The 26,582-nt window shown below is 60.2% G+C and carries 24 protein-coding genes; 9 read left to right on the plus strand and 15 right to left on the minus strand.

Going from position 1 to position 26,582, the window contains the following annotated elements:
• Positions 1 to 11: 11 nt before the first annotated feature.
• The 5 genes from OG579_RS08375 to OG579_RS08395 form a co-directional block, all read right to left on the minus strand.
• Positions 12 to 1,448 (minus strand): polysaccharide biosynthesis tyrosine autokinase, encoded by a 1,437-nt coding sequence (locus OG579_RS08375; RefSeq protein ID WP_328858753.1) that lies wholly within the window; start codon positions 1,446 to 1,448, stop codon positions 12 to 14.
• A gap of 118 nt (positions 1,449 to 1,566) precedes the next feature.
• A complete protein-coding gene (locus OG579_RS08380; protein ID WP_328858754.1) occupies positions 1,567 to 2,631 on the minus strand; it encodes a glycosyltransferase family 4 protein in 1,065 nt (354 codons plus the stop codon).
• A gap of 1,412 nt (positions 2,632 to 4,043) precedes the next feature.
• Positions 4,044 to 5,069, minus strand: a complete 1,026-nt coding sequence (locus OG579_RS08385; RefSeq protein WP_328858755.1) for a CgeB family protein — start codon at positions 5,067 to 5,069, stop codon at positions 4,044 to 4,046.
• 1,276 nt (positions 5,070 to 6,345) lie between these two features.
• On the minus strand, positions 6,346 to 7,266 hold the full coding sequence (locus OG579_RS08390; protein ID WP_328858756.1) for a glycosyltransferase: 921 nt from the start codon (positions 7,264 to 7,266) through the stop codon (positions 6,346 to 6,348).
• 217 nt (positions 7,267 to 7,483) lie between these two features.
• A complete protein-coding gene (locus OG579_RS08395; RefSeq protein ID WP_328858757.1) occupies positions 7,484 to 8,758 on the minus strand; it encodes a glycosyltransferase in 1,275 nt (424 codons plus the stop codon).
• Positions 8,759 to 9,862: 1,104 nt separating this feature from the next.
• Between OG579_RS08395 and OG579_RS08400 the strand changes: the two genes are divergently transcribed.
• Both OG579_RS08400 and OG579_RS08405 read left to right on the plus strand, forming a co-directional pair.
• Positions 9,863 to 10,834 (plus strand): GDP-L-fucose synthase family protein, encoded by a 972-nt coding sequence (locus tag OG579_RS08400; RefSeq protein ID WP_328858758.1) that lies wholly within the window; start codon positions 9,863 to 9,865, stop codon positions 10,832 to 10,834.
• A gap of 7 nt (positions 10,835 to 10,841) precedes the next feature.
• A complete protein-coding gene (locus OG579_RS08405; protein ID WP_328858759.1) occupies positions 10,842 to 12,047 on the plus strand; it encodes a glycosyltransferase family 4 protein in 1,206 nt (401 codons plus the stop codon).
• Here the strand turns inward: OG579_RS08405 and OG579_RS08410 are convergent.
• Complete coding sequence (locus tag OG579_RS08410; protein WP_328859195.1) at positions 12,013 to 12,840, minus strand: class I SAM-dependent methyltransferase; 828 nt, start codon at positions 12,838 to 12,840, stop codon at positions 12,013 to 12,015. The two genes, OG579_RS08405 and OG579_RS08410, sit on opposite strands and share 35 nt — an antisense overlap.
• Positions 12,841 to 12,892: 52 nt before the next feature.
• On the opposite strand from OG579_RS08410, the gene OG579_RS08415 reads away from it, so the two are divergent.
• A complete protein-coding gene (locus tag OG579_RS08415; RefSeq protein WP_328858760.1) occupies positions 12,893 to 13,762 on the plus strand; it encodes a glycosyltransferase family 2 protein in 870 nt (289 codons plus the stop codon).
• Here the strand turns inward: OG579_RS08415 and OG579_RS08420 are convergent.
• From OG579_RS08420 to OG579_RS08435, 4 genes are all read right to left on the minus strand, one after another.
• Positions 13,688 to 14,488 (minus strand): WecB/TagA/CpsF family glycosyltransferase, encoded by an 801-nt coding sequence (locus OG579_RS08420; RefSeq protein WP_328858761.1) that lies wholly within the window; start codon positions 14,486 to 14,488, stop codon positions 13,688 to 13,690. The two genes, OG579_RS08415 and OG579_RS08420, sit on opposite strands and share 75 nt — an antisense overlap.
• Positions 14,485 to 15,741 carry a polysaccharide biosynthesis protein gene (locus tag OG579_RS08425; RefSeq protein ID WP_328858762.1) on the minus strand — a complete coding sequence of 419 codons (1,257 nt, stop codon included), beginning with the start codon at positions 15,739 to 15,741 and terminating at the stop codon, positions 14,485 to 14,487. Before OG579_RS08425 ends, OG579_RS08420 begins: the two co-directional genes overlap by 4 nt.
• A gap of 73 nt (positions 15,742 to 15,814) precedes the next feature.
• On the minus strand, positions 15,815 to 16,261 hold the full coding sequence (locus OG579_RS08430) for a serine O-acetyltransferase (RefSeq protein ID WP_328858763.1): 447 nt from the start codon (positions 16,259 to 16,261) through the stop codon (positions 15,815 to 15,817).
• 83 nt (positions 16,262 to 16,344) lie between these two features.
• Positions 16,345 to 17,157 (minus strand): glycosyltransferase, encoded by an 813-nt coding sequence (locus OG579_RS08435; protein WP_328858764.1) that lies wholly within the window; start codon positions 17,155 to 17,157, stop codon positions 16,345 to 16,347.
• 90 nt (positions 17,158 to 17,247) lie between these two features.
• Between OG579_RS08435 and OG579_RS08440 the strand changes: the two genes are divergently transcribed.
• Positions 17,248 to 18,570 carry a hypothetical protein gene (locus OG579_RS08440; protein WP_328858765.1) on the plus strand — a complete coding sequence of 441 codons (1,323 nt, stop codon included), beginning with the start codon at positions 17,248 to 17,250 and terminating at the stop codon, positions 18,568 to 18,570.
• Between the two features lie 35 nt (positions 18,571 to 18,605).
• On the opposite strand, the gene OG579_RS08445 is transcribed toward OG579_RS08440, so the two are convergent.
• Positions 18,606 to 19,124, minus strand: coding sequence for an acyltransferase (locus tag OG579_RS08445; protein ID WP_328858766.1), 519 nt, complete (start codon positions 19,122 to 19,124; stop codon positions 18,606 to 18,608).
• 65 nt (positions 19,125 to 19,189) lie between these two features.
• On the opposite strand from OG579_RS08445, the gene OG579_RS08450 reads away from it, so the two are divergent.
• Positions 19,190 to 20,491, plus strand: a complete 1,302-nt coding sequence (locus OG579_RS08450; protein ID WP_328858767.1) for an AAA family ATPase — start codon at positions 19,190 to 19,192, stop codon at positions 20,489 to 20,491.
• On the opposite strand, the gene OG579_RS08455 is transcribed toward OG579_RS08450, so the two are convergent.
• Positions 20,455 to 21,153 carry a class I SAM-dependent methyltransferase gene (locus OG579_RS08455; RefSeq protein WP_328858768.1) on the minus strand — a complete coding sequence of 233 codons (699 nt, stop codon included), beginning with the start codon at positions 21,151 to 21,153 and terminating at the stop codon, positions 20,455 to 20,457. The genes OG579_RS08450 and OG579_RS08455 overlap by 37 nt on opposite strands.
• A gap of 322 nt (positions 21,154 to 21,475) precedes the next feature.
• Here OG579_RS08455 and OG579_RS08460 point away from each other — a divergent pair, with 322 nt between their 5' ends.
• Positions 21,476 to 22,150 carry an SGNH/GDSL hydrolase family protein gene (locus OG579_RS08460; RefSeq protein ID WP_328858769.1) on the plus strand — a complete coding sequence of 225 codons (675 nt, stop codon included), beginning with the start codon at positions 21,476 to 21,478 and terminating at the stop codon, positions 22,148 to 22,150.
• Between the two features lie 32 nt (positions 22,151 to 22,182).
• On the opposite strand, the gene OG579_RS08465 is transcribed toward OG579_RS08460, so the two are convergent.
• The 3 genes from OG579_RS08465 to OG579_RS08475 form a co-directional block, all read right to left on the minus strand.
• Positions 22,183 to 22,992, minus strand: coding sequence for a class I SAM-dependent methyltransferase (locus OG579_RS08465; protein WP_328858770.1), 810 nt, complete (start codon positions 22,990 to 22,992; stop codon positions 22,183 to 22,185).
• A gap of 68 nt (positions 22,993 to 23,060) precedes the next feature.
• Positions 23,061 to 23,975, minus strand: coding sequence for a sialate O-acetylesterase (locus OG579_RS08470; RefSeq protein WP_328858771.1), 915 nt, complete (start codon positions 23,973 to 23,975; stop codon positions 23,061 to 23,063).
• 34 nt (positions 23,976 to 24,009) lie between these two features.
• Positions 24,010 to 25,062: an LLM class F420-dependent oxidoreductase gene (locus tag OG579_RS08475; protein WP_328858772.1), complete on the minus strand. Its 1,053-nt coding sequence runs from the start codon at positions 25,060 to 25,062 to the stop codon at positions 24,010 to 24,012.
• A 123-nt stretch (positions 25,063 to 25,185) separates the two neighbouring features.
• On the opposite strand from OG579_RS08475, the gene OG579_RS08480 reads away from it, so the two are divergent.
• The 3 genes from OG579_RS08480 (at position 25,186) to OG579_RS21970 (ending at position 26,576) form a co-directional block, all read left to right on the plus strand.
• Entirely contained in the window at positions 25,186 to 25,593 is a 408-nt protein-coding gene (locus OG579_RS08480; protein ID WP_328858773.1) for a VOC family protein, read from the plus strand.
• A gap of 153 nt (positions 25,594 to 25,746) precedes the next feature.
• Positions 25,747 to 25,914, plus strand: a complete 168-nt coding sequence (locus OG579_RS08485) for a hypothetical protein (protein WP_328858774.1) — start codon at positions 25,747 to 25,749, stop codon at positions 25,912 to 25,914.
• Positions 25,915 to 25,943: 29 nt separating this feature from the next.
• Positions 25,944 to 26,576, plus strand: coding sequence for an SGNH/GDSL hydrolase family protein (locus OG579_RS21970; protein WP_408068815.1), 633 nt, complete (start codon positions 25,944 to 25,946; stop codon positions 26,574 to 26,576).
• Positions 26,577 to 26,582: the final 6 nt, after the last annotated feature.

The following is a 26,582-nucleotide window of genomic DNA, read 5'->3' on the forward strand; positions in this document are numbered from 1 at the left end:
ACTCGTTCTCCTCAGTGCTTGGGCTTGCGTTTCGGTTCGAGAACCTGCTCGATCGCCTTCGGCTCCCGGTTCCTGCCGAACAGCGACTTCTTCTGCGCCGGGTTCACGGCGTAGTAGCCGTATCGCCCCTTCGAAGTGGGCGCTTCGGTGAGGACGAAACCGATGACCGCCGTGCCGCTGTTGGTCAGCTGGTCGTGCGCGTCGGAGAGATCGCCGAACCTGGTGCTCCCCGAACGGGCGACAAGCAGGATGCCGTCCACCCATTGGGCGAGAACGGCGGCATCGGTGACCGGCAGCACCGGCGCGGAATCGACGATCACGTAATCGAACGAGGTGGCGAGTTCCGAGAGCGTCGTGCCGGCTCGCTTCGAGGCAAGTAGTTCTGCCGGGTTAGGCGGGCGCGGGCCGGACGCGAGGACCCACAACCCGTCCACGGCACTGGGCTGGACGAGGTCGGAGAGATCGCCGTCGCCACGAAGAGCGTTCGTGAGACCGATGTCGCCGAGAAGCCCGCTGCGGGTGTCGACCTGAGGACGGCGAAGATCCGCGTCGACCAGTACGACTCGGTTGCCGGCCTCCACCAGGGCTGCCGCGAGATTCATCGCCGTGGTGGTCTTGCCCTCCACAGCGATCGGGCTCGTGACGAGGATGATCTTCGGCGGACTGTCCACGTTGGCGAACGCCAGGTTCGTGCGGATCTTGCGGAAGGCCTCGGCCGATGGCGTGGCCCCGCCCTTGAAGTCGATCAACCCGCGCTTCTTCAGCAGCTCATCGGTGGGGATCGAGCCCAGGACGGGAGTGTCGCTCACGCCCGCGATATCCGACTCATCGCGGATCTTGTTGCTGAACCGCGCCCGCGCGAGAACCCCGAGGACACCCAGCAGCAACCCGACCACGACGCCGAGACCCACGTCACGAGTGGTCTTGGGTGTGACGGGCGAATCGCTGGCATCGGCCGGCGTCACGAGTGTCAGTTTGGCGAGGGGTTGACCGCCGCCGCTCGGGGTCTCCAGACGGGATACATAACTCGTCATGGCGGTCGAGATCGCATTGGCCAGCTTCTCCGCTTCGGCCCGATCCTTGTTCACCGCCGAGATGTTGAGGAGGACTGTTTCCGTTGTCGATGTGGCAGACACATCAGCCTTGGCGTCCTCCACACTGAGGTCGAGGTTCGCGCTCTGTAGCGCTTGGCGCACGACCGCATCCGAGTTGACCAGCTTGGTATACGAGGTGACCCTCTGCTGCGACGCCAGCGATCCTTGATAAGCAGTCTGAGAATTGTCGTCCGTGCCCGACGTGACGTACATCGTAGCGGTCGCCTGATAGATCGGAGTTTGCAGTACGCAGTAAATCCAAGCAAGCAAACCAATGGCAAGCGCCGAAACCGCGATCATCAGCCATCCACGCCTGAGCGAACCCAACACGCCTTCCAGCGAGGCACGTTCCACTGACAAGGTATGTGTCTGGGTCATATTTCGAATCCCATCCGAGAGCGTCTGCTAGTAGCGAACCGTAACATCACGAGTCTTTCACCAACCCACTGGCTTCGTCGGATATTGCGCCGACCTAACCATCTCTAGATGCACGGTAAAGATCCGAATGATTTTTCGCGACGGAACTCCATTCGTGGGAGAGAGCGAAGGCCCGGCACGACTCACGGGTAGGCGCACCCGACGCAACAACCGCCGAAATTCTGGAAGCGAGAGCCTCTGGACTGCCTGGGTCGACCAACAACGATGAATCAAACTCCTCTAAGGCTTCCACTAGACCGCCAAGCCGCGAAGCCACCACCGGAGTACCGCAAGATAGCGACTCGAGAACCACCATACCGAAACCCTCTAGTGCAATCGAAGGAACAACGGTAGCGTCGTGTGTCTGATATAGCGTCACTAGCTGCCGATCGGAAACCTTACCCGCAAAATGAACACGGCCCATCAAGCCTAGTTCTGACACCAAGCCCTCGAGCGAACCACGCTCTCGCCCATCGCCCGCAATCGTCAGGGTGGCGGACGGATCCATATGCGGTAATGCCCGAATAGCAACATCGAGTCCCATTCGAGCATCGAGACGCCTCACTGCAAGCAAATTTGTTGCAGACAGGCGAGGCTTATCGAACTCCCTGTAGAAGAACCATTCGGTGTCCACACCCGGCTTAAGAATGTGGATCTTTTCACCCTCTACCCCGAAATGTTCGACGAGGTAATCCCGAAAAAATTCACTCAATACGACGATAATGGTCGACCTCGAATAGACAAATTTTTCAATCAGCCGTTTGAACTTGAACGAATTTAATCGACGCGGCTTCGCAATCCGCGACTCGGCATACCACGGGCCGTGAAAATGCGAAATGAAGGTATAGCCCGACTTCCTGCCCGACAGCGACCGACCGAGGATGTAGGCGAGCCCGTAGAACGAAAAATGACTATCTACGATCTCGCTTCGATCGTCTAAGCCTTTCCGGAGGTAAAAAACCACCCGCTTTGCAGTCCCGACAACCCCGGCGCGCTTAACCGTAACATGATCCGACCACCTGATAACGCGGGTGTCCCAATCCGGCATGCGCTCAAACTCCTTGCACAAGGCTGCGAAGTATCTGTTCAGACCTCCGGGACGAAACGCAACACTTTCCATCCCAATCATCGTAAGCGTCGGCATCTCGACACCGCTCCCGTCTCAGGTTCTGACTTGGCGCTCCGGCGCAAAGTCTTCTAATTTGCGATATACCACTCGAATCGATCCCCCACGCGGATACTTCATGCCTCGCGACTGGCACAAAAATGCGATCAACCCAATGATCAATGCCGCCTGGACCGACTTGGACAGGTCTTCTGCCACCCCGAGAAATCCCCTCTCAAATAGACCGGACTGCGCCGCGAATCCTACCGCGATTAATTGGAGGATTAAAGTGCCGCTACACACCCACCTTGCAGTCAAGAGAGTAAGGAGGACCAGAATAAGACACACAACAACACAGCCTACGTACCCGAGCAAGACGTAACCCTCAGCGATTGGCCCCTCAGCCAACGAAACCGACCCACTGCCGCCTGGGATCGATTGTGCGCGTACTTGAACCGCCCACGAAGCTCCTGCCAGAGGTTTGTCGTAGCCCAGCAGAATGTTTGGAATACCGCCTGTAAAGGCTCTCTGCAGATATTCCCCAAGAGAAATCCAATTACCCGGACGCGCCGACCAAGCATCCGTTACTGCAGACAAGAGATCGAACCGACGCAAAAGTGGGCCTAGCCAACTGACCCAAACGGGGTATCGATCATCGACTGCCGATAAAGTGGCTGACGTAGAATTCGACTGCTTGACAGACTGAAGAAGAGGAAAGATAGCAACCACAAAAACAACACCAAGGGACGCAATGAGGAAACGTCTATACGTCCAGCCCTGCCGGGCGAACCTTATTAGGAGCGACAACGCAATTGCAATAGCTGGCGTCTTTGATTCCGAAAGCACTGACCATGTCAGTTCTACACTGAACAGCATGCCATAGATTAGAAATGAATCTCGCTTCGATTCAGGAAGTAGAAATATGGTGATATACGCGGCCGCAGAGGACGCAACTATGGTGCCTAGCTGAACGATCGAATTATCCAGTCCTGCGTAGTCGAGAGCTCGCGCACCTAAACCTCCGGCCCAACAGATCCAAACACCAACGAAATGTCCACCGTCTATGGTGCGAGCCGGTGGGTCACCGACGTCGGTTACCGGGGGAGCTACCAATCTACAGAAGACTGCAATCGCAACCGTTGTGGCCAATTCGCCAACCGCGACAATTATCAGCAACTGACTGAGGGCAAAATCGTAACCTAAGCGAAACAACCTAAAATCAGCAACAGGATCTCCCCGACCCGGGATCGGTTCAACCACTAATAGAACCGCCGACCGCAATATATAGCCCAAGAATACGTAGGCTATTTGACACAGAACCAAGATGCGTGCAACTCCGTTGGCTTGACGCGTTAAACGGAACTGCAGGTAAAAGAGTGCCAGAATAAAGGTAATCAATAACCAGCATGCAGAAGCGTTCGAGTGCACTATTTTGACCTCTGCCCAATCAAAGAATCGCGGATCTCACTCCAACGATCTGCGTAGGTGTTACGTCCCTCAACGACCCGTCGATAGCCGTCGATCCTGACTCTCCTTGCCCACTCGACATCTACTCGCAATCTCTCGAGGATCTCGAAAAGCTCATCTTCGGTCGAGTACAGGAACGCTTCTGAACCGTCTTCCAGGATTTTTTCGTGCTCCTCAGTACGCGGCCCGACAAATAGACCACCCGCCGCCGGTACTTCGAACGACCTGCAGGTGTGCTGGTCTCGATTATCGGAATTAAGGAGGACAAGGTTTGCGGATACTCGGGAAATCGCGCGTGAATACATTGCTCCGTAAACGCCGGGGTGCACTTTTGGCGAAAAATTTAGCCCTCCGAGACGCGCTCGCCGCCAACCCGGGCCGGCCAAATAGAATAATTCACCGTACAGTGTGCACAAGCTATCGATTGTTTTCTCCCGATCCGGCCGATAGTTACCGATGAAGCCGGATAAAAAATCAAAATGTTCCACATCGCGATACCTAAAATGCAGCTCCGGATCGTAAGCGCTCCACACGAGCAACGGGTTCAATACACCACGCGCCAACAGTTCAGGTACATTATGCGACTTGGTGGTGATAACCGCATCCCAGAGCGACTCGTGTTCCAAGTAATCAGTTGAGACGTTCTGAGCATTAGAAACGTCATCCGCACTGTAGTGCACTTTAAGCGGTACGCTCAGACTATGCAGTCTAGCCTGGGGCAAATTGATCGCTTTGAAAGCAAAGACACAATCCGGACGGAAACTTTCAACCGCGCTCTCGACATCGCTCATGACGCGTTCGACCGCACTCCTCGACGGTCTACCGCCCAGCAGTTTGCGATTAATACGCGCGAATGACCAGCCCGTGAGATTTGAAATCTTGGCCGAATCAACTGTGACGACTTCGTCGCCAGACCGAATAATTCCATCTCTCATCGATCGGGAGTTGCTGCCGTAGACATCGGATCCAATAAAGAGAACCTTCATCGTGTTACTTCCTCAGACTCACGCGCTCTCCTGGGTCGCAAACTTGCCACGCGAGCGAAGGATACAACGAGCGCAACAACTGCTGCCGACCACTCACCTAGCAGGACAGCGTGCAGGATTTCCCATGATCCTAGGCTGCCCCAGCTTATTGCGAGTGAGGTTGCAGTGGCCACGGCACCCACGACAGATACCAGCAACACGTCGATCGTCAGCCCGCGGATAAGCAATACATTAGTACTTGCCATCGAGGTTATCGCGGCTGCTGGTAAAAGGAAGATAGCCGTACGCCCCAGAGCAACAGCAGTCTCGTATGATTGGCCGAAAAGAAGATGATTGAGCACAGGCATCGAAACCCACAGTCCGGCGGCCACAGCGCTTGCAACGAAAGCAATTGCAATAAACATTAGTGCAGTCTCACTTGCGCTGCTCGGACGGTTGGTAAGCCGGTTCGAAAGCCGGGGAAAAAGGGCTATCACCATTCCGTCAATAGCGGATTGAACCGCTCTAATTAGTCGATCAGAGGCTGAATACACCGCGAGCGCGGGGAGAGCGACCGCGCCGGCGATGAAAGTTGCTATTCCGGGGCCGTATGAATTTGCTAGAAATTTCGCAGTAACCGATGGTAACCCCAGAGAGAAGATTTTCATGTAGCCGCCTCGTGCGCTCAGACCAGGGAATCCGCAAAAGAACCAGGTCAGTGTCATCGTCGTTAGACCGCCGAGTGTCAGGGCAAGAGCCACAGCAACGGCACTAGGCCAGTACACGATCGCAACGAAGGTAGACCCCAGGTATGCTGCCCTGCCGGTCCACTGAGCAGTAAGCGATCGAATGAATTGCCCGCGGCTCACGAGGACCCAGTCCTCCGACATCGAAGAAATACCGCCGGCGAGCAGCCCAACACTTATGGCGATGGTGCCCAATGCTGCTGCTGCTGCCGCCGATAGGGCACACATGCTCGCCAGCAACGCCAAACGTAGAGTAAAGTATTGCTGCCTGATCTGATTGCCTCCGGCAGTATCTACCAAATGGAGACGTGCTCCCAACGCTAACGATATCCCCCAATCGCAGATTATCGATCCATAAAAATATGCGCCCGTAACGACGGCATAAAGTGCAAATTCGTCTGCAGATAAGGATCGCGCGATCAACGGGAGTGTTACGAGTGTGACAGCAAACTGGCCGTATCGCCCTAAGATGACTGCCGTAGAGTCAAAGATGTACGAACTTAGACGCCTCAGACTCGTCGGTCCGCTTTTGCGAGCGATAGAGGAACCCACTAAGTTTGGCTATCGCATATTACGGAAATGAATTCCTCGTACTTCACAGCCAGGATTGCCGGCGCGTACTTGGCCGATTCTGCTAAAGCATTCCTGCCAATCTCGGATGCGAGGACCTTGTTCTCTATAATCTCAAACATTGCCGCACTGAGTGCCGCTGCGTTTCTAGGTTCGTAAAGGATACCGTTTTCTCTGTGTTGAATCGTCTCCATCGGCCCCCCCTCGCGTGCTGCGATTACCGGTAGACCCATCGCCATTCCTTGAACTATAACTTGACCGAAAGGCTCGGGGATGATCGAAGAGTGTACCAGGCAGTTTACTTTCGCCAGGCTGCCATAGACATCGTTCACGTGCCCGTCGAAAAATACGGAATGTTCGAGAGACATTTCCGAGACCTTTATTTTAAGCTGATCCCGATAACCTTCCTCTCCAAACAGGGCGTCGCCGATAAAGCGCAGTTTTGCTCCGGGATATTTTGCTTGCACGTCACGAAACGACGCTAGCGCAAGCTCCTGCCCTTTCCATGGCGTTATTCGGCCCACGACGGCAAATGTGAATTTTTCAGACTGCGGCAGTTCTCGCGAAATAATGCCGGGTACTGCAGCTGGGCTGGCGATGACTGCGGTCCTGACGTGCGCATGCGGAACCGTTTCCAAGGTTGCGTTGGAGTTGGCGATAATTCCGTCAGCAGCAACGCGCGCCACCAACTTGATCATCGAGATTCCAATCCGGTTCATGAAATCTACCGTCACCCTATCGCGAAGATGAAGGATATAGTTGTTTCTTAACCAGGCAAGGCTCAAAAATACAAGTACGTGGGCCTTCATTGAGTTGCTTATCACAACGCTGGGCTTGGCCGCTCGAATGTACTTTCTGATCCGGAACGCCACGACAAGGCTGTCGAGGATTTGCAAGGGCACATGCCACTTCCTGCCCAGCGCGTTCCGGGACGCGCCCCCCGTTCTCGGATTAAGCGGGATCACGACAGTATTTATACCTCGTGCCCGCAGCCTCTCGACTAAAGGGCCGTCTTCCGTGAGTAGAACCGTTGTCTCAAATGCACGAAATTCAGGAAGAGTATTTAGAATTGCTATCTCCGCTCCCGACATTCGCGCGCAGTGGTTCACCATGACTACCTTATTCATTGACGCTCTTCTCGAGTATCTCTTTCATTTGCTCAGCAAAGTGCGCTTCGCCAAACTTCTCGCGAGACGACCGGTGAATCCCGGCGTAGTTCCAGTCAGCGCCAATCGCTGCGCGTATGCTCGAAGCGAGTTCCCTGGCGTTTGGATTATTAAAGAATAGGCCATTTACCCCCTCCACGATATTGTCCAACGCCCCGCCAGCTCGGAAGGCGACGACCGGAGTACCCATAGCGAGAGACTCGATGACGCTAATGCCAAAGTCGTCTTCGCTCGGAAATATTAGCGCTTCCGCTGAGGAGTAATATTGGTGTAGCGTCTCCCGCTCAACCCACCCAGCGAAGGTGACGTTTGATGGCGACTTCGATCTAATGCGCGGCGCATCGCGCCCATCGCCGACCACCGTTAGATGAAGCTCGGGTAGCATATTCATCGCTTCAATCAGAAGGGTCAGCCTTTTGTAGGGTTCAGTTATGCGTCCGACCCACAGAATACCGCTACGCTGACTCTGGGTAGCGGTCGCTATAGGTGATGGCATGCGGACTGGTGGTGCAATGATTGGTACGTCGTAGCGACCATAGAATTTTTCTATTCGACGTTTAACTGCCCGGCTTGTGGCGACGAAGGTTTTGACCGACTTTGATGCTTCCAGGTCTCGCTTCCGCAAAAACTTGCCAAAAGCCCCAGTCGCCATAGACTCCACGACAGACGTATTGTCGGCGTAGATCTCGGCGTTATTCCATGCTTGACGCAGCGGGGCGTGGCAGTAGACCACTTTCGTGCCTGTGCACTGGAGGTGGTGGCAAAATGAATAGGACGACGCGAGAAGGTTTCCCTCGACCGGGCTCCTTCTTCCGACAATGGATGGGTACCATGGCAATAGATACCGAAAGTTTTTCTCGGTAACGGATGCGGGTAAGATGCGTTTCGGATCTTGCGCCAACTGGTCGGCGACCTGACCATCACCAGCCAAATAGATCATCTCAGAACTCGGCACGACATGCTCAGCCAAGGCTGCGGTTACCAGTTCGGCACCTCCAAATACGAACGCGAAATCATGCGCCAACGTCCATTTTTGGCTGAGCCCGTGTGCTCGATTATTAGGGGCATGAGCGGCCGGCGAGGTCGCTAGGGTCTGGTGGGGTGCGTCGGTCATTCCAATCCGTATCTGACAGCGAGACGTGCGGCCACTTTTAAAAAAGGGTGAGTTGTTGGACGGTGTCCCGGGTTCATTAATTTGGACTTCGAGGCCGCCATCGACCAGGTCCATCTGTGATCCTTGATATTGACTTGTGAAGAGTTAATCTCTACTAGACTTCCAGTGGACAGATACCTCGCAGACCTTCTGATGAGCGTCCACGCGACACTTGGCGCTCGATTGTGCCGAGTCGCTATAGGATTCTGCGAAGACCCCACTCTGGGTACTCCGCTCTGAGGGTATGGCATCGCGCGCAGGGTGTCGCGTCAAGTAGAACGTTCGTATGAATGTTCGTTCGGGCACCGGTTCGACGCGTGTGAGTTTCACTAAGCGAATGCTGAATTGTCGATATTTGATTCCGGCGCGGTTGGGCCTGGATTTGATTCCACTGGCGCCCAATTCTTCGCAACACCAGCGGCCCCAGAGTCTCACCGTCTTTGCGTCCCGCGGTGTGCCTACGCAGGGCGAGACCGGTAGCGGTGGGACGGGCCACACACTGACAGCACACTCACGGAAGAGCTCTGGCGCCATACCTCCGAGCCTCGCGGAGGGACGAGTTGTCGACGAAACACGCCGACCGCGTCGCAGACCGCTATCAAACCTGGGTGTAAGCGGGCGTCCCGAGTCCGGTTGGTCCGTCGCACAGCACTTGGACGAGATGCGATGGCGGTCTCGGTAGACCATTTCGCTGACGGGCCCCGGTCGAAGGCTATTTGCCGTCTCGTCAGCTGCTGACAGCGGGGATTGGATTTGCCGGGTGTGGTAGTCGAGCTGGGCATCCCGACCAAAGACGTTGGCTGTGGTAGCGATCGAACTCATCAGGCCGCGTTGTGGACGGCGCTTGGGTACCGGCCTAGATACAGCGCTATCGGTGTGGCGTGTCGTCGCAGGTCAGGCCAATTGCTAATCGCAGGTTGCATTCAAAGAGACGTGGCGTGATCGCGCCGTTTCGGCCCTCAGAACCGTAATCCCTCTTCGAGAGCCGCTTTGCCACATCGTGAATCGATGGCTCACCCAGTTCGTTACTCAAAATTAAGCTCTGTTAGAACGCATTGCAAATGACTCGCAAGTTAATGTTCGAAATTCGCTTTGCCGAACAGGGGCGAGAATTGCGTCATAGACTTCGTTACAGTTTTCCGTGATCCGCACGGGACAGGTGCCTCGAAGGTCAAGCTCATGGACTCAGCACTCTTCGCCGATCGGGCAGTCTCCTCTGATGCCCGCGTGTATGTCGCCGGCCACCGTGGGCTCGTGGGCTCCGCGGTGTGGCGGGCGTTTCAGAGCCGCGGCTTTACGAACCTGATCGGTCGGTCGCACGCCGAGCTCGAGCTGACAGACCGCGCTGCGGTTTTCGACTTCTTCGCCACTGAGCGACCCGACGTCGTTGTGCTCGCCGCGGCAAAGGTCGGCGGGATCATGGCGAACAGCACGTTCCCTGTCGACTTCATCAGCCAGAACCTGCAGGTCCAGGTCAATGTGCTCGATGCCGCTCTCCAGCACGGGGTTGAGCGCCTGCTGTTTCTCGGCTCCACGTGCATCTACCCCAAGTTCGCCGAGCAGCCGATTCGCGAAGACGCACTCCTCACAGGCCTACTCGAGCCGACCAACGACGCTTACGCCATCGCCAAGATCGCCGGCATCCTCCAGGTACAAGCCGTTCGCCGCCAGTACGGACTGCCATGGATCTCGGCCATGCCCACCAACCTCTACGGTCCGAGCGACAACTTCTCTCCCACCACCTCCCACGTGCTCCCGGCCCTGATCCGCCGCTACGAGGAAGCACGCCTGTCCAACACCAAGAGTGTCGTCAACTGGGGCACCGGTACGCCGATGCGAGAGTTCCTCCACGTCGACGACATGGCAGCAGCGTGTCTTCACCTGCTCGACACATACGACGGACCGCAACAGGTGAACGTCGGGAGCGGGAAGGACCTCCCGATCAAGGACATCGCCACCATGGTCGCCGAGGCCGTCGGCTATGTGGGTGCCACCGAATGGGACACCAGCAAGCCCGACGGCACCCCGCGAAAATTGATCGACGTCAGCACCCTCCTCGGGAGCGGCTGGGAGCCGACCATCGACTTGCGAGAGGGACTCCGGTCCACCGTCGAGTGGTTCCGCGCGAACGAAAATGCTCTCCGGACATGACGACTCCGTGAGGATTGCCATTGTTCACTCCTTTTATGCGAGTGCTGTCCCGAGCGGAGAGAACGCCGCAGTGGAACTGCAAGTTGCAGCCCTTCGACGTGCGGGCCACGAGGTACACCTTCTCTCGCGGAACACGGATGCAGAACGGGGCCGCAACCCCAGGACCTATGCGGCGCGAGCCGCGGTCAACACGCTGTCGATACGGGGTGCCAGCTCGGCGCCCGATTTTTCTGAGATCAACCCGGACATCATCCATGTCCACAATCTCCACCCCAATTTCGGGGACACCTGGATCGACGGGCACCGCGCCCGGGTGGTGAGCACTCTGCACAATTATCGCCCCGTATGCGCCAGGGGCACCCTGTGGCGGGACGGACACGACTGCTTTCGCTGTCCCGAGTCCACCTCGCTTCACGCACTCCGTCACCGGTGCTATCACGATTCTCGGATTGCCACCCTTCCGCTGGCGATCGCGTCTCGCGAACACGGAAGACACTCGCGAGTAATAACCCAGTCCGCGCACAACATCGTGTTGAACACAGGTGCGCTCTCGATTTTTCGGAACTACTTCCCCGGAACGCCGTTCAGCGTGATACCAAACTTCGTTGCATCACCCTCGTTCAGAGAAATCGCACCGCCGCCGACAACCAAATTCCCTCGCTGGCTGTTCGCCGGCCGCCTCTCCTCTGAGAAAGGCATCCAGTGGCTGTTGGAGCATTGGCCGCCGGACACTGCACTCCTCGTGGCTGGCGACGGGCCCGAGCGACCGGTGGTCGAAGAGCACGCCCGGCGCCCGGGAAGCCTCATCAGCTACGTCGGAAGTCTTTCTCGCGCAGAACTCGACGCGTACATGGAATCGGTCACAGGAGTGATCATTCCCAGCCTCTGGACTGAAGGCCTACCCACGGTCGCCCTCGAAGCACAAGCCTGCGGCACGCCCGTGGTCATCTCCAACAAATGCGCCAGCGCAGACCAGATCACCCGCCACGGCGGAGGCCTGCAGTTCGACCCGACCGAAGGAATTCGGGGACTCTCGGGGTCGATGTCGCAGATCGCCGGCAGTCGTGGTCAGTTCAGCCGTTGCGCCCGGCAGACATTCCTGGACCACTTCAGCGAGGAAGTGTGGGTGCAGCGGATCACCGCCCTGTATTCAGACATACGGCGCCGCAACGAAAGACCTACGTCGGCTGATCGACTCGGCGGCGCGCCGTGATCCCGAACGTGTTGTGCGGAAACCTGGCCCCGCCGACTCGCTGCATCGCGATCGACTGGGTGGAGAAATAGGTGGTCAACTGGACGGTCTCGAACAGCGGTCGGGCCAATCGCATGATCGCCTCCTCGTCTACGCCTTGGCGGACGACGTGATACTCGACGAGATCAGCGATCTCGGTGTCGTCGTACGTTCCGCGGAGACGCCGAAATCGCGTCCTCAGCCCTTGTCGCAGATTGCCCTGCGCGAGTCTCCAGACAAAATAAGATCCCACCGAAAGCGCCCGCGCGCTCTTCCGCTGGCGTGGGTACCACAGGGGGTCCTGAAAGGTCAGGAGATCGCCGTCGGCAGCCACCACGTCTCGCATCAACGAGGCGAGGGCATCCTCGTAATCGGGAATGTGGTGAATCACCGAGATGAGCAGGATCAGGTCGAATTTGGAGTCCGTCTCGAATATTCGCCGACCGTCGGAGTCGTGGATCACCGTCACCCGATCATCGTCGCGGTAACGTTCCGCCAGATGCTTGTAGCTGGGTGCAGACATCTCGGTGACAGTGACCTCGGCACCGGCCTCGAGACTCGTATCGGTGAAAGTTCCGTGCCCAGCACCGATTTCAAGTACCCGGCACGAACCAGCCCGAGCAACGCGTTCGGCTATCACGTCCGTGATCTCGCTCGCGATAGTCTGCATCAGTGAAGCGTGCCGCAGGTGGGGACTTCCTACAACGTAGTCATGCCCTTCACCGTGGTAGCTGTCCTGCGATTTCTCTACGGAATGACGCGCATCCGAAGACATCACCACGACCTCCTCTAGCGACGCCCCCGCAGATGGGAAATGTTAGCACTCAATGATTCCCGACGCCCCACTCGTCTCGATCATCACCCCCGCTTACAACGCCGAGGGGGTGATCTCCGCATGTCTTGAATCAAGCCTCGAACAAACACATTCCAACTGGGAGCACATCGTCGTCAACGACGGTTCCACAGATGGAACCGGCCAGGCGGTCGCCGACTACCTGTCAGATCCTCGTTTCGTCTATCGCAGCCTGCCGGCGAACGTTGGACCGGGCGCCGCAGCCAATGAAGCCCTACGGATCGCGCGCGGAAGGTACGTGGCCGTTCTCGATGCGGATGACGTGGCGTTACCCCGTCGATTAGAGCGTCAGGTCTCTGTACTCGAGAACTCGCCCGTCGTCGTCGGGGTGGGCTCGCACCTGCTCGAGTTCGGGGCGTGGGGCGGCCCGCAGCTCTCGACGTGGCCAACAGATCCCGCGACGATCCGCCGTCGGCAGCAGAGATCCTTGATGCCGATTGCCCATCCTTCGGCCATGCTGCGGACTGACGTTGTGCGACGAGTCGGCGGGTACGACAGCCGGTGTCTTCGCTGCCAGGACCTCGCCCTGTTCATCAAGCTGGCCGATTGCGACTTCGCCTGTCTCGACGAGGCCCTCGTGATGTATCGAACAACGCGACCCGTGCAATTCTCCTACGTCCTGAACGAATTGCAGTATGCCTCCTTGGCCCGCTCGCGAAACACGGTCGGATCGGCTCGCTCCACACCGGTGAGGGTCAACGCACGCTCGCGGGTGATGACCACCATGGCCGCCGTTGTCGCCTGGGCGGCCCGCAGGCGTCACGAAACCTCATCCCAATCGGCGGCTTGTGAACGCTCGACACCGATCCAAGAATGCCTCGCGCGCGACGAGGGTGACGAATAGGGGAATGCCGATCAGGTAGCGCCGCCACAACCGCCGAGGCTCTGCAGCCAGTCGAAACGCCCACTCGAGTCCGAGACGGCTCAATACGGGCGGCGCTTCCTGCACCGTTCCGGCCACGAAGTCGAATGCCGCACCGACAGCAAGACACATCACGCCGGCCTCCGCGCTGATACGCGACGCCGCGAAGTCTTGCTTGGGGGTTCCGAGTGCTATCCACACCAGATCAGGTTGCGCATCAGCGATTTCGCTTGTGCAGCTGCGCACGAACTGGTCGGTGACGTCGCCGAAGGGTGGCGAGAACGTGCCAGAGATCTCGACGCCAGGTAGATGGCGATCGATTGCTTCGCGCAGCGCGGCCATCGTCTTCGGGGTCGTTCCCAATAGAAAGTGGGATAGCCCCTCTTTCCGGCCGGCGTCCAGGACATCGAAGAACAACGAAGGTCCCCGAATCTGGTCTCCGGCCGCGGCAGCACCGTGTGCCCGCATGCACCACCAGATGGGCCGTCCGTCGGGGTACGTGACACCCGAGGAATTAAGCAGCTCCCGATAGCGGGGGATCCTCGACGCCATCACGACCGTGTAGGCGTTCGCGAAGCGAACAGCCACAGCAGACCCCGCCTTCGCCGCGGTGACGACATCTGTGACCGCTCGCGCGCGGGTCGACGCGACGAATTCGACACCACCGACCGCAATTCGGCGCAAGGGGGGCACGCCCGACGAGGTCATCGAGCGCCCTGCCTGCGGGCGACATGACGGCAGGCGAGCAGATACGTGGGCACCAACTGCACCACACCGACCACCAATCCCGCCACCGCAAATGCACCCGCCGCGCCGTATGGACCAGCAGCCCAAACTGTTCCGGCAACAGTCAGAGCGCCCGCCACCGCGACGAGAACGGCCTGTGCTGCGAGTCCGCGAAAGTCGGTCAGGACCATTGCCGACGGTTGGTGCGCAAACAACACGATCAAATAGACGCACGCCGCCATGAGAGTCGCCACCGGAAGGCTGATCGCGCCTCCGAGCAGCCATCGGCCGATCACCGTCACGGTGCACACGAGAACGACCGCGCCGGCCACTCCCAGCAGGGCAAACACAGCTATATGGCGCCGAAGAGATCTCCCTGTCAGCAATTTGTCTGCAGCGCGATATTCCGGCCACATTGCCTGTCCCGCGACCGTTGCGATCGAGTACAGCGGGATCAGGTACTGAGCGACCACCGCATATTGGCTCAGCTCGGCGGCCGAGGAGTTGTGCGACAGCACGACTCGCTGCGACTGAAACGCAAGGGCCAGCCCTACCGAGATGACCAGGTACGACAGCGACGACGAGAGCACTCCCCTGCCCAGCCGTTTCCCACCGGCCCTCGGAGCTGCCCGCAACAACTGCAAGTCGAGTTCGGCGCGAGCGCGCCGATCAGTCCACCATGCCACCGCGAAGGCACCGACCGCAGGCGCCACCGCCAGAAGCTGAGGTCCCTCGAGCATGAACACGAGCGGCAGGAAGATGACGAGCTGCACGATCGGCCCGAACACCGAATACTTCACGACATCGCTCATGCGGCCGTCGCCCTGCAGGATCCTGGGACCGACCCCAAAGGGTATGGAAACACCAATCACGGCGACAACGAGTGAGGCGGCGATTTGCGCAGATCTCCCGCCGACCACCCCGCCTAGAATCGCCGGCCACTGCCCGCTCACGCACAATCCGACTGCGACCATCACGATCACGGCCGCAATCAGCCAGAGAACCCGTCGGATCGAATCATGCACGGCAACGAAAGCGGAACGATCTATCGCACCGGATCGGAAGTCTGTTGTGGCGTTGATGAGCACAGCCCCCAACCCGAGATCGGCAAACGACACCGCGAGTATCAGCGTGGCCAACAGCGAATAGAGCCCATAGGAGTCTGGGCCGAAACGAGCGACGATCAACCACAAGGCGACTGTCGCGACTGCGGCGTTCGCGGCGAGGCTGATCACGCGGAAACCGCTCGACTTCGCTGCACTCGAGACAAGCCGGGTGGGGGCGCCGACGGCTACAGGAGGCACCTCGCTATCCGTGGCCATCGTGCTCTCGGCGGACGATCTCGCGGGCGGGGTTCCCCACCACGGTTGCACCGGGTGCCACGTCATGCACTACCACCGCACCTGCCGCGATGGTTGCTTTCTCACCAATCGAGATGCCGCCCAGGATAATCGCACCCGCGCCGATGGAGACACCATCACCGATTCGCGGTGACGGACCGCCTGGGCGCTGATGCCCGATCGTCACCGCATTGCGCAACGTGACGCCGCTACCGATCACCGCCTCGTTGTTGATCACGATTCCGAACCCGTGGTAGATCGTCAGCCCGGGGCCAATTGTGACCTTCGGCCGGATCTCCATTCCCAGAACGAACTCGGTCAGGACGCGGTGGCAGGCAATGGGAGCCCAAGAGATCGGTCGCGGCGAGGCGCGATCGCCCATCAACCATTGGCACACGCGGAGACTCAGCAGCACGAGCCTCGCCCGCGGGTCACGTCGATTGGCCGCGAAGTCCGACCTCAGGTAGCTCGTAGCGTCACGAAGCGTCAATCGGGCGGTCACGGGGCACCCGATCGCGACACCAGGCGCGACATGCGGTTGGCCGCCACTGAAATGGCGATCAACACCTCAGTGATCGCTCTGTCCCGTAGCAGCGACCCCTCGACGAGGTCGGTCGAGACCCGCGCTGCGCGCATCGCCAGATAGTGATCGCGGATCGACATGGAAGTCCCCGCACCGGTGGTATCGAAATCACAGATGAGTTCGGGCACGAGCAGAGGTGGTGTGACCACTGCGCACCGAAGTAAATGCAACTGGTCGGCAGCCAGGCCGAAGTCGACATCGTAAGCACCTACCCGACGTTGTAGATCTGTCGAAAAGAAGCACGCCTGGTGAGGAAGAGATTTACCGCCGAGTGCAAATCGGCGAAGACTGAAAGGGGCATATCCAAATAGTCCGACGACGTCACCGGCTCCGTCGACCTTCCGTGCGAAACCGTATCCCCAACCGTCGAACCCGTCACCGGTCGCAGCCAAGACCCATTCGACCGCTCGGGGCGATCCGAATGTGTCACCGGCGTGTAGCAGCCACAACAGGTCCGTTTCAGCCATCGCGATGCCCTTGTTCATGGCGTCGTACCGGCCGCCATCAGCCTCGGAGACCCATCGAAAACCGCCGAGATGCTCGATGTGCTGGGCATGCTCGAGGAGTTCGGTCGTACCGGGTCCGGATGCCCCATCGATCACCACGTGATCGATCACATCGACAGTTGTCTGACCCCTGACGCTCGCGATCGTCTTGGCAAGTCCTTCGGGATCGTCACGCACAATTGTGACCACGGTGATTCGCGCCGAGGACAAACGGTCGGGCACGCCGTCTCCTCTCCGTAACGGCGCTCAACGCCATGATCAAGCGTGTCACATCGACGCCGTCGACGCGTGAAATGTGCAACCCTTTCCGTCATGGATTCGACGGCCACTTCAGCGCATGCTGGAATGGCGCGGGCAAGAAGATTTCGATCGCGAATCGAAGCCACCGGCTTTGACGACGCCCGCGGCTCTCGAGGACATGTCTCGCTGCCCGTTGTTGCCCGCATCGTTGCTTTCGGACTGCCGATCACCGTCCCCGGACTGTTCACACTCACTGCCGGCCCGCTGCTGGCCGCCCTTCTGTGGCCAATTCTCACTTCGCGAAGTCGGCCCGGCCCCAGGCTGCTCACGCCCGTGGGACTCGCGGTGTACGGGTGCGTGGCTTCCGGCGGCGTCCTGGCGTTGCTCTCGGGCGCACCTGCGGCATTTCGCAGGGTTGATCAGTGGAATGCGTTGGGGCAAGCGATCGTTCTGGTCAGTTTCGGCCTGATCGTCATCGCAGCATTTTGGTGTGTCGAGGCCACCGGCGTGCGGTGGACGCTCGCGATGTTCGCACTGGGTTTCGCCGTGAACGTCGGACGCGTCCGCGTTGGGCAAGTCGAGAACCTCTGGAAGTACGGACTCGGCCTGGCCGTGGTCGTAATCGTGCTGGTCGGCATCCCACGAGCACGAATCGGTCTCCAGGTAATCGCCTGTCTCGTCTTGGCGGCCTTCTCGGCACTCAACGACACGCGAAACATCACCGGAGTGCTCGTTCTCGCGGCCGCGGCCACTGCGGTGAGCCCCTTCATGCAGAACCGGCGAGCGAGCGCCATGAAATTCATCGTCAGCGTTGTAGGGTTCGCGTCCGTTGCCTACGGGGCTTTCACAGCAATTTCTTGGGCAATAGCGAGGGGGTGGTTCGGCGAAGCGATCGCGACTCGCCAGGAGATTCAACAAAGAGCGTTCGGCGCTTTGGGTGGGCGCACAGAATACGGCGCCTTCTTCTCGATGTTCTTGCACAAACCGATGGGCTATGGGCTCGGGGTATTTCCGTCGATGAACGACATCGAGGTCGGGAAAGAGGGCCTCGATCGGTACGCGCGCGGTGCAGGCGGTGCATACGTCGACGACTACCTTTTCGGGGGCAACATCGAACTCCACTCGATAGCGGCCGACCTCTGGGTACAGTGCGGCCTGGTCGGTCTCGCTGTCGCGGTGGTCGCCGGCCTCGTCATCGTGGCGGCAATGGCTGATTTCTCCGCCTCCAGCGTCGATGTGGGACCCGCAGTGCTGGTGTACGTGGCGGGGCAGGCACTGTGGGATCTGGCGTTCTCACCACTCATAGCCAACTACTCGTCCTTCGCACTCGCCGTTGCCATAGCTCTGTTCCTGCGCAGAGGACGCGCCCTGGCGGGGCCGTCGCCCGTCACGTGACGAAAAGCGAACGTGCAGATGTGATTTCAAGAGATTTAGCTGATCGACCGCTTGGCAACCGCGGGCACCCCTGCATAAAGGGTGTTCGGCTCGCAATCAGACGTCACGACACTTCCCGCTGCGATGACAACCCCTGCGCCGATGCGGACACCGGGCATGATGATCGAGCGCGCTCCTATCCAGGTGCCCTTCTCTATGACAGTCGTGTGCCGGGTTGGATCGGCGAACCCCACCCGACTGTCGGAACCGGCTATTGCGTGGTCGTACGTCACCACCATGACTTCGTAGCTCAGACCCACATTCTCCTCGAGAATCACCTCGCCGCCGAGATCGAAGAAGCAGCGATGGTTGATGTAGCAATTCGGTCCGGTGGTCAGCCCGGTGCGGGCTCCGAGGAACACGCCGGTGTTGATGGTCGTCGACGGATGAATCCTGTGGCCGAGAAGGTTGTACAACCGGGGGCGAAGGCGAACCGGGATCATGTGGCTGCCGATGAACGAATTGGCGAACACCGCGAGGGCCGTGTCGACGACGTAGCGAGCGAGCTTTCTCATCGAACGATTATGAGCCACGGCGGTCTCGGGGACGTCTTTACTGTCCGGCAACAGGTGCCGCGGGCGTGAAACGGTTCCAGCAGCGGCCAACCGACCGCCTTTCACGGCGTCTCGTCCTGATCATCACCGGGGCGATCACCTTCGGCATTGGTGGAGGTGCGGTCGCGGTGGTCCAGCAACCCGACTACACCGCGGAGTCGCTGACGTATGTCGCCGTCGCACCTGCACAGCCAGGTGACAACTTCGGCGACTACGCGGGACTTCTCGATTCTCAACAACGGGCAGTCACGTTCGCCCGACTGATCAGCTCTGGCTTAGTCGCGGATGCCGTACACGAAGCGATTGGTGGCGAACGGAGCACCGACGAAATCAAGCGGTCTCTCGGAGCTGATGCACGCGCAGGCACGTTGCTCATCACTGTGATGGCGAGTGACCGCTCTCCCACGATGGCCGCGCGCCTCGCCAACGAAGGCGCCCGCGCCCTGATCTCCGTGGTGGCCCGACTCGGGGGCGCACCGAGCGGTGTTTCCGACTCAGGACGGCTGAGGCTGGTGCAACAGGCGCAGATCCCTAGGAGCCGGGCCGGCCCTCCACTTTCGCTGTGGGTCGCCGTCAGCGCCTTGATAGGTGGCGGGTTCACCGCCGTCGTCGATCATGTAGCTCGGCGCAGACGGCGACGCATCCGGTCGACAGGGGATGTCGCTGCGGTCGTCGACGGACTGGTGATCGAGATCGCTTCTAGACGCCGTAGCGATCGACAAACGATCGTTGATTTCTCCACTGATGACTCGTCGCAAGCTGAGCAATTTCGTCGACTCCGACTGGCCGTGTCGTTTCAACCCACCGTCGGAACCAATTCCGTGGTCGCAGTGGCCGGTTCACAGGGCGACGAGGGTGTCTCCACCGCTGCGATCTCACTTGCCGCGGCGTTCGCCGACGCCGGATTCCGTGCGCTACTCGTCGACGCAGATGTACGAACAGATGAAACCGACCGCGCCGAATGGGATGTCGGGCTGACTGATTGGTTCGGGACATCGGCCCCGATCGAAGACTACGTGCAGGCAACAGCGCTGTCGCGCTTGTACATATTGGCGTCAGGCGGCCCCGCGCTCGCACCCTCCGCACTCTTGTCGTCTGCAGCAATCAAGCGCTCGCTGACTCACCTGAGGGACCTCTTCGACGTCATCATCATCGACTGCCCTCCCTTGACAGGCTATGCGGGCTCACGCGGTCTCATCGACTCCGCTGACTGCTTCGTACTCGTAGCCCGAGTACGGCGGACCGAAAGGGCCGCGCTCGCCGAGGCCTACACAACGTTGCGTACAGCCGGTCAATCAGTTCCCGGTGTCGTGCTCGGCGACTTCTGAACGAACCAGTGGCCGCCGAAGCGAATGGACACCATCGACTTGACCAACCCAGCGGCACGCTCGGTCCAGATATCGCCGTCCGGAAAGTAGTCGCGCATCTGAGTCATCCCCAACAACTCGACCTCAGCCACGTTGTCGATTGCAGTCTGGCGATCCGCGGTCTGCATGTTCCCGATCTTCCACAGTTGAGTAGCGCGAACACGCGCCTCGAAAGGCAAGAATTGCAAGCCCGGGAACATCCAATGTGGCTCGATCGGGAAGTAGCGGTAGGGGGTCTGCACCCAGTAGGAGTCGCCGATTCTTGAGATGACGTCGGCCAATTGCTGTCGCCGGGAATGGCCGCCCACATGTTCGATGAGGCTGTTGGACACCACCAGGTCATAGCGCTGGGACATCACAGCCGACGGAGGGGCGCACGCGTCACCGAGCACGACGACCTCGCCGGCAACAGCAGTCGCAGGCACCATGTTCACAAGAGTCAGGTGTCCTGGCCGAGACGGGGCGTTACGCCAGTAGTCCGGTGTCCCACCGAGATCGAGCACCCGCATGTCCGCGACGTCAGGAAACGTCTCGGCGAACTTCAGCCAGCGCCTCTTCCTCGCCCGATAAGACAGCGAGCGCGGGTTGTTTGCGTCGACCAGACGCGAACTCAACCGATCCATACATAGATCCTGCCGTATCCAAGACTCGCGAGCGCTGAATCGGGCCTCATCGCTCAGTCACCGACGGATCGCCGACCCACGGCACCATCCAGCGAGCCGGTGTCCGGTTCTCATCTGACCTGTCTTGAGCTGCGCCTGAAGTGTCCAGAGGAACTGTGTGGTTTGTTTGGCGTACAGATGTCGGGCTGTCGAAAGGCTCCGAGTGGGTGACGATTCATCTATGCGATCTGGCTTCGCCGCGAGGCGGTGGGCGTCCCGAGTTGCAGTGGTAGCCTGCGCCGCCGCTCTGTGTGCGGGAGTCACGGTTTCGAAGGTCCGAGATTTGGGTGCACCCTTTGCGTCGCTCTCTGCTGCGCAAATCGAGGAGCTCACCGACCCGTGGGCCGGACAGGTTCACGCGTTGGCCTTCGGCGACTCGTACTTCACCGGCTCCGACGGGGTGAGGCGGTCGCAGACATTTGGCCGGATCGCGCTCAACGGACTCGGCTACACCGTCACCCAGTCCGGCCATGGGGGAACTGGATACGTTGTCGAGTCACGCGTCGACGGATGGCCCAACTTCGTCAGTCAGCTGAGCGACTCCGCGCTCGGCGAGTTGCCAGTGCCGCCGATCTCGGTGGTGTTGCTCGAAGGTGGGGTCAACGATGCTCTGAGCAACGTGCCTGCCGCTCTGATACGAACCAACGCGGCTTGGGTGATGGCCAGCCTGCGGGATCGCTACCCTCTTGCGAAACACGTCGTCCTCGGTGTCCCACCCGACCGTGCGGGTCGCCTGACCGGCCCCCGCGCCGCGATCAATGTCGCGATCCGTGACGCAGCCCTCGCCACGCGATGGACCTTCGTCGACATGCGCCAATTGATCACGCCCACAACCGCATCAATGATCATCGGACCGGACCGACTCCACCCGACCGTCGAGGGACATCAGAAGCTGGCGGCCCTGTTGTCTGCACAGCTTGCGAAGGTCGGCGTCGCACCCGTCATGCCCCCGCGATGAGCACTCCCTCACGGCGGGTCTGGCCCGCGACGTCACGCCCGGAAAATCGAACGCGGCAGATCACGGTTGCGGCGATGGATCACCGCGATCGAATCGTAGAACTCGATCTTGCCCACGATGGTGGTCGCGAACGGGACCTGAATCGCAGTTTCCCGCTTCGTATCTCCCGCGTGGAAGAGTTGCTCCCCCACGGTCGAGAAATAGTGGGCGTGCATCGCGTCGATGAGCGATGTGGTGAAGTCGACGAACGTCGCCGGTTGGTCGGCATGTGTCCACCAGTAGTTGGCGTGGATGTCCTCCACCATGTAGGCCCCGCTGTCCGCCAACGCATTCGGGAACAGAAAGGTGAACGAGTCGATGATGTGGGAGTTGACGTGGGAACCGTCGTCGAGGATCACGTCGAAGGGGCCGAATTCGTCGATCACACCCCGGAGGAATGCCGTGTCCTGCTGGGGGCCGATGCGCACGTAAATGTTGCGATCCGGGTCGTCGAACGTCGCACAGCCGGGATCAATGTCGACACCGACGATCAGCGAGTCCGAGTGAAGGTACTTCCGCCACATCTCGAGCGATCCACCGCGAAAGACGCCGATCTCCAACATCCTGATCGGTCGATCTCGCAGCGGGGCGAGCACGGCGTCGTAGGCCTCGAAATACTGCGACCACTTGTGCACGTCATGCGACGACTCGAAGATCGCGGCGGTCTCCCCCACCAACGGATTGTCGGTGGCCTGCCACGAGACCGGGCGGCCGAGATCGGGCCCGAGAACGCGACGGAGCTTGCGTTCACGGAGTCGGTTGCGAGCCGCGACGCGGAGGAATGGGAGTGTGTTCCTGTCCATTCCGCGACCCTAGATCCGAGCGAGCTGTACGAAGGTACGTTTAAAAACTCCGCTCGCGCCGTTCTCGCTCAGCTGCCTGCGGAGGTCATCTCTTGGTACGTGCTGAACATTCGCCGACCGATGATGCGGCCTGCTTCGGCCGTGAAGTGCGGATCCTCGGCGACGCCGGGGACACCAGGCGACCCGTTGAGCATGCCGTCGGGCGGCTCGACGAATCGCGCGTTGGGATGTCGGTTGGGGGTGTCCTTGTGGACGGCGTCGATGCCGGCGAGTTTCGGCGGACCGAATCGCATGTACTCGGGGCTCAGGCCTCCGAGGATGAACGGCACCGGTCCGTACCGCACGCGAAGCGTGGCGATCAACAGGTCGAACTGCTCCTGGTAGAGCTCCGCCGGCGTGAGCGGACCGTCGGATTCGCCCTGGTGCCACAGGATTCCACTCAGCGGCTGTCCGCTGAACTTCAACGCCGAGTCGATCTGCTTGCAGGCGTACTTGAACAGGTTCACGCGCACGTCGGTGTTCGCTGGGTTCCACGAGTAGCCGTTCTTCGGCCAGAACGACGTGTCGCCCCGCGCCGTCGGCACCAGGAGCACCGGCTTGGCCGACGCGTCGGCGAGCAACGAGCCGAACTCGGTCGCGAAACCCACACCGTTGGTGGGCACCTCGTGCAGCAGCGGATCGATCGCGGCGAGCGGCTTGCGTCCGCGGTACCGCCCGCACCCCGGCCACTGGTGCACCCGGGGATTCGGCGGAGTGGGCGCGGTGCCCCCGACCTCGATACCGGCACCGGCCGCGTTCGACTGACCGAGGATCGCGATCACCGTGTACGGCTCGTCGAACGGCTCGACCGGCGTCCCGGTCGCGATGGCTTTCTTCACGATGGTCTTCGCCCGCATCAGCATCCGCAGCTTCAGCGGATAGTCGCCGTGGATCGCGCGGTCCTCGTCGTAGGTGCGCAGTTCGGGATCGAACGGTGACGGCATCGAGTTCCTTCGCGAGGTCGGGCGGCTGACGTGACTAGCTGATCATCTCTTTCAGGAGCCGAACCTGCTGAACGTTCGCCGCATGGTCGACATCCATCGGCGTCGCCAGGGCCATCGTGACACCGCCCGCCTCGAACGCCTGGACGCGGTCCTTGACCTCCGACGCCGATCCGATCAGCGAGATCTGACGCACCAGATCGTCGGGCACGGCGTCGGCGGCTTCCTGCTTCTTGCCGTCGAGGTAGAGGTCCTGGATGGTTTTGGCCTCGTCGACGTAGCCGTACCGCACGGCGAGATCGTTGTAGAAGTTCTTTCCCCGGGCACCCATGCCGCCGACGTAAAGCGCCACCTGGTGCGAGACCAGCGCGCGGGCGTTGTCCTTGGCGGTGTCGTCGTCGCTGATGAGCAGCGCGGTGGTCACCGAGATCTGCAGCTCCCCCAGCTCGGCGTCGCGCTTGGCCTTCCCGGCCTTGAGCGGCTCACCGAACGCGGCGTCGACGTGGTCGGGGTGGAAGAAGATCGGCTGCCACTCCTCGAACTTCTCCGCGGCCAACGCGACGTTCTTGGGTCCGATGGCGGCCAGAGCCATCGGGATGCGATCGCGGATCGGGTGGTTGATGAGCTTGAGCGGCTTGCCGAGCCCGGTGCCGCCGTCTTCCTTGGTGAGCGGAAGCTTGTAGTACTTGCCCTCGTACTCGACGCGTTCGCGCTTCCACACCTTGCGGCAGATGTCGGCGTATTCACGGGCGCGGCCCAGCGGGGCGTCGTATTTCACGCCGTGGAAACCCTCGATGACCTGCGGGCCGGAGGCCCCGATGCCGAGTACCGCGCGGCCACCGGAGATGTAGTCGAGGCCGGCTGCGGTCATCGCGATGTTCGTCGGCGTGCGGGTGAACAGCGGCAGGATGCCGGTGGCGAGCTCGAGGGTTTCTGTCTTCGCGGCGATGTAGCCGAGCTGGCTCACCGCGTCGTAGCTGTAGGCCTCCGGGACCGCCACGCGGTCGAGGCCGGCGGCCTCGAACTCGAGCAGGTTGTTGATGGTCTCGCTGAAATCTCCGGCGTAGTTGATGCCCATACCGATTCTCATGCGACTGCCCTTCCTCGACGTTGAGGTCGATGATGCCCGACGCTCCATCCGCGTCGATCGTCACCCGCGACCATAACTCGACTTATGCTCGATGTCTCGAGGTTCACCCGGTAGACAGTCCACATGGAGATCTTGAGTGCCCGCGTCCTCCTCCGTCCGCGCGATCCTGGGACGACGTTGGCGTTCTATCGCGACACCCTTGACCTGGCCGTCGCTCGCACCTACCCCGGTGGGGTGGTGTTCTTCGCCGGATCGACGCTGATCGAAGTCGTCTCGCACATGACCTCCGACGGCAGCGAGTTCGCAACTGCCCTATGGCTGCAAGTGCGGGACATCGAGGCGACACAACGCGATCTCGCATCCGCCGGCGTGTCGATCACACGTGAGGCGCGGACGGAACCTTGGGGCCTGAAGGAGATGCACGTTTCGGATCCCGACGGTCGGCAACTCATCTTCGTTGAGATCCCGGCCGATCACCCGCTGCGCGCTGATCAGCGCGCAGTGAAACCCGAGATCGCCTCGCGCACATAGCTCTCGTTATGGGCGGGGACCTAGTCGGCTGAACGTGCGCGTGCCTCACCGAGCTGACGCTGAGCTTCCGAGCTGTCTCGCTGTCGTACGTCCGGTCGACAAATGCCGGTTTGGTCCTGCAACAGCGTGGGTCTGTCCGGCATAGTTTGAACCATGACCGACGCGGAGAAATTGCCGTACGTTGCGATCGCAACCGTCCAAGGCATTGAGACGCAGCAAGCATGGTCGATCGTCGATCGCCACAGCTTCACCGGCGACGTGCGGGCGGATGCCGACGCCGTGTACGCGGCAGCGACACGCCAGGCGTGGCCGCGTCCGTAGTGGTGACACGCCGCCGCCTGCTGGGGCTAATGGTGCTTGCAAGTGTTTTGCTGATCTCAGCGTGTACGGAGACGCCACCGGCTGCTGATCGGGCGGACACCACGCCAGCACACCGCGCCGCATCCGTTCTGTTCTACGGCGACTCGCTAACCGTCGGCACCTTCGCCACCTCTGATGTCGCCACGTTCCGAGGAATCGTGACCACCGCAGCGATCGGCCCCACCACAACCATCGCCAAAAAGGGGGTTCGGGTAGGTGGGTTCCAACGCGACCACCCCTGGCCCCCACCTGGGAAGCAGTTTGATCTAGTGGTTTTCGAACTGGGCACCTACGACGTAGGCAACACCGACCCAACATTGTACGAGCGGGCCTATGAGCTCCTAGCTCAGTCGGTTGTCTCGCTTAGCCCAAGCGCGCAGCTTATTTGTCTCGGCCCGTGGCGACCGGCGAGCGCTGCACAGGCTATTGCCACCGCCACCGAGAAGGCCTGCAGCGTGGCCGGCGGAAAATACATCCCGCTGTCCCCGCTATTCGCAGTAGCCACCAATCACGCAGTCGCTGGCGAAAAAACACCGACGGGTGTGACGGATTCGTTTTCGCCAAACGACGCTGGTCACCGGGCCATCGCAGACGCGATCCTACGTGTCGTCCATTTCGCCTAACACAGC

This window comes from Williamsia herbipolensis (genome assembly GCF_036153515.1).
In the GTDB taxonomy this organism is placed as follows: domain Bacteria; phylum Actinomycetota; class Actinomycetes; order Mycobacteriales; family Mycobacteriaceae; genus Williamsia_A; species Williamsia_A herbipolensis.

Bases quoted from the DNA above. Each gene is read 5' to 3' on its own strand.
- OG579_RS08485 (WP_328858774.1), top strand. From the start codon at position 25,747: ATGACCGACGCGGAGAAATTGCCGTACGTTGCGATCGCAACCGTCCAA.
- OG579_RS08415 (WP_328858760.1), top strand. From the start codon at position 12,893: ATGATTCCCGACGCCCCACTCGTCTCGATCATCACCCCCGCTTACAAC.
- OG579_RS08465 (WP_328858770.1), bottom strand. From the start codon at position 22,992: ATGGACAGGAACACACTCCCATTCCTCCGCGTCGCGGCTCGCAACCGA.
- OG579_RS08420 (WP_328858761.1), bottom strand. From the start codon at position 14,488: ATGACCTCGTCGGGCGTGCCCCCCTTGCGCCGAATTGCGGTCGGTGGT.
- OG579_RS08380 (WP_328858754.1), bottom strand. From the start codon at position 2,631: ATGGAAAGTGTTGCGTTTCGTCCCGGAGGTCTGAACAGATACTTCGCA.
- OG579_RS08385 (WP_328858755.1), bottom strand. From the start codon at position 5,069: ATGAAGGTTCTCTTTATTGGATCCGATGTCTACGGCAGCAACTCCCGA.
- OG579_RS08470 (WP_328858771.1), bottom strand. From the start codon at position 23,975: ATGCCGTCACCGTTCGATCCCGAACTGCGCACCTACGACGAGGACCGC.
- OG579_RS08445 (WP_328858766.1), bottom strand. From the start codon at position 19,124: ATGAGAAAGCTCGCTCGCTACGTCGTCGACACGGCCCTCGCGGTGTTC.
- OG579_RS08395 (WP_328858757.1), bottom strand. From the start codon at position 8,758: ATGGACCTGGTCGATGGCGGCCTCGAAGTCCAAATTAATGAACCCGGG.
- OG579_RS08410 (WP_328859195.1), bottom strand. From the start codon at position 12,840: ATGTCTTCGGATGCGCGTCATTCCGTAGAGAAATCGCAGGACAGCTAC.
- OG579_RS21970 (WP_408068815.1), top strand. From the start codon at position 25,944: ATGGTGCTTGCAAGTGTTTTGCTGATCTCAGCGTGTACGGAGACGCCA.
- OG579_RS08475 (WP_328858772.1), bottom strand. From the start codon at position 25,062: ATGAGAATCGGTATGGGCATCAACTACGCCGGAGATTTCAGCGAGACC.
- OG579_RS08480 (WP_328858773.1), top strand. From the start codon at position 25,186: ATGGAGATCTTGAGTGCCCGCGTCCTCCTCCGTCCGCGCGATCCTGGG.
- OG579_RS08440 (WP_328858765.1), top strand. From the start codon at position 17,248: ATGGATTCGACGGCCACTTCAGCGCATGCTGGAATGGCGCGGGCAAGA.
- OG579_RS08455 (WP_328858768.1), bottom strand. From the start codon at position 21,153: ATGGATCGGTTGAGTTCGCGTCTGGTCGACGCAAACAACCCGCGCTCG.
- OG579_RS08400 (WP_328858758.1), top strand. From the start codon at position 9,863: ATGGACTCAGCACTCTTCGCCGATCGGGCAGTCTCCTCTGATGCCCGC.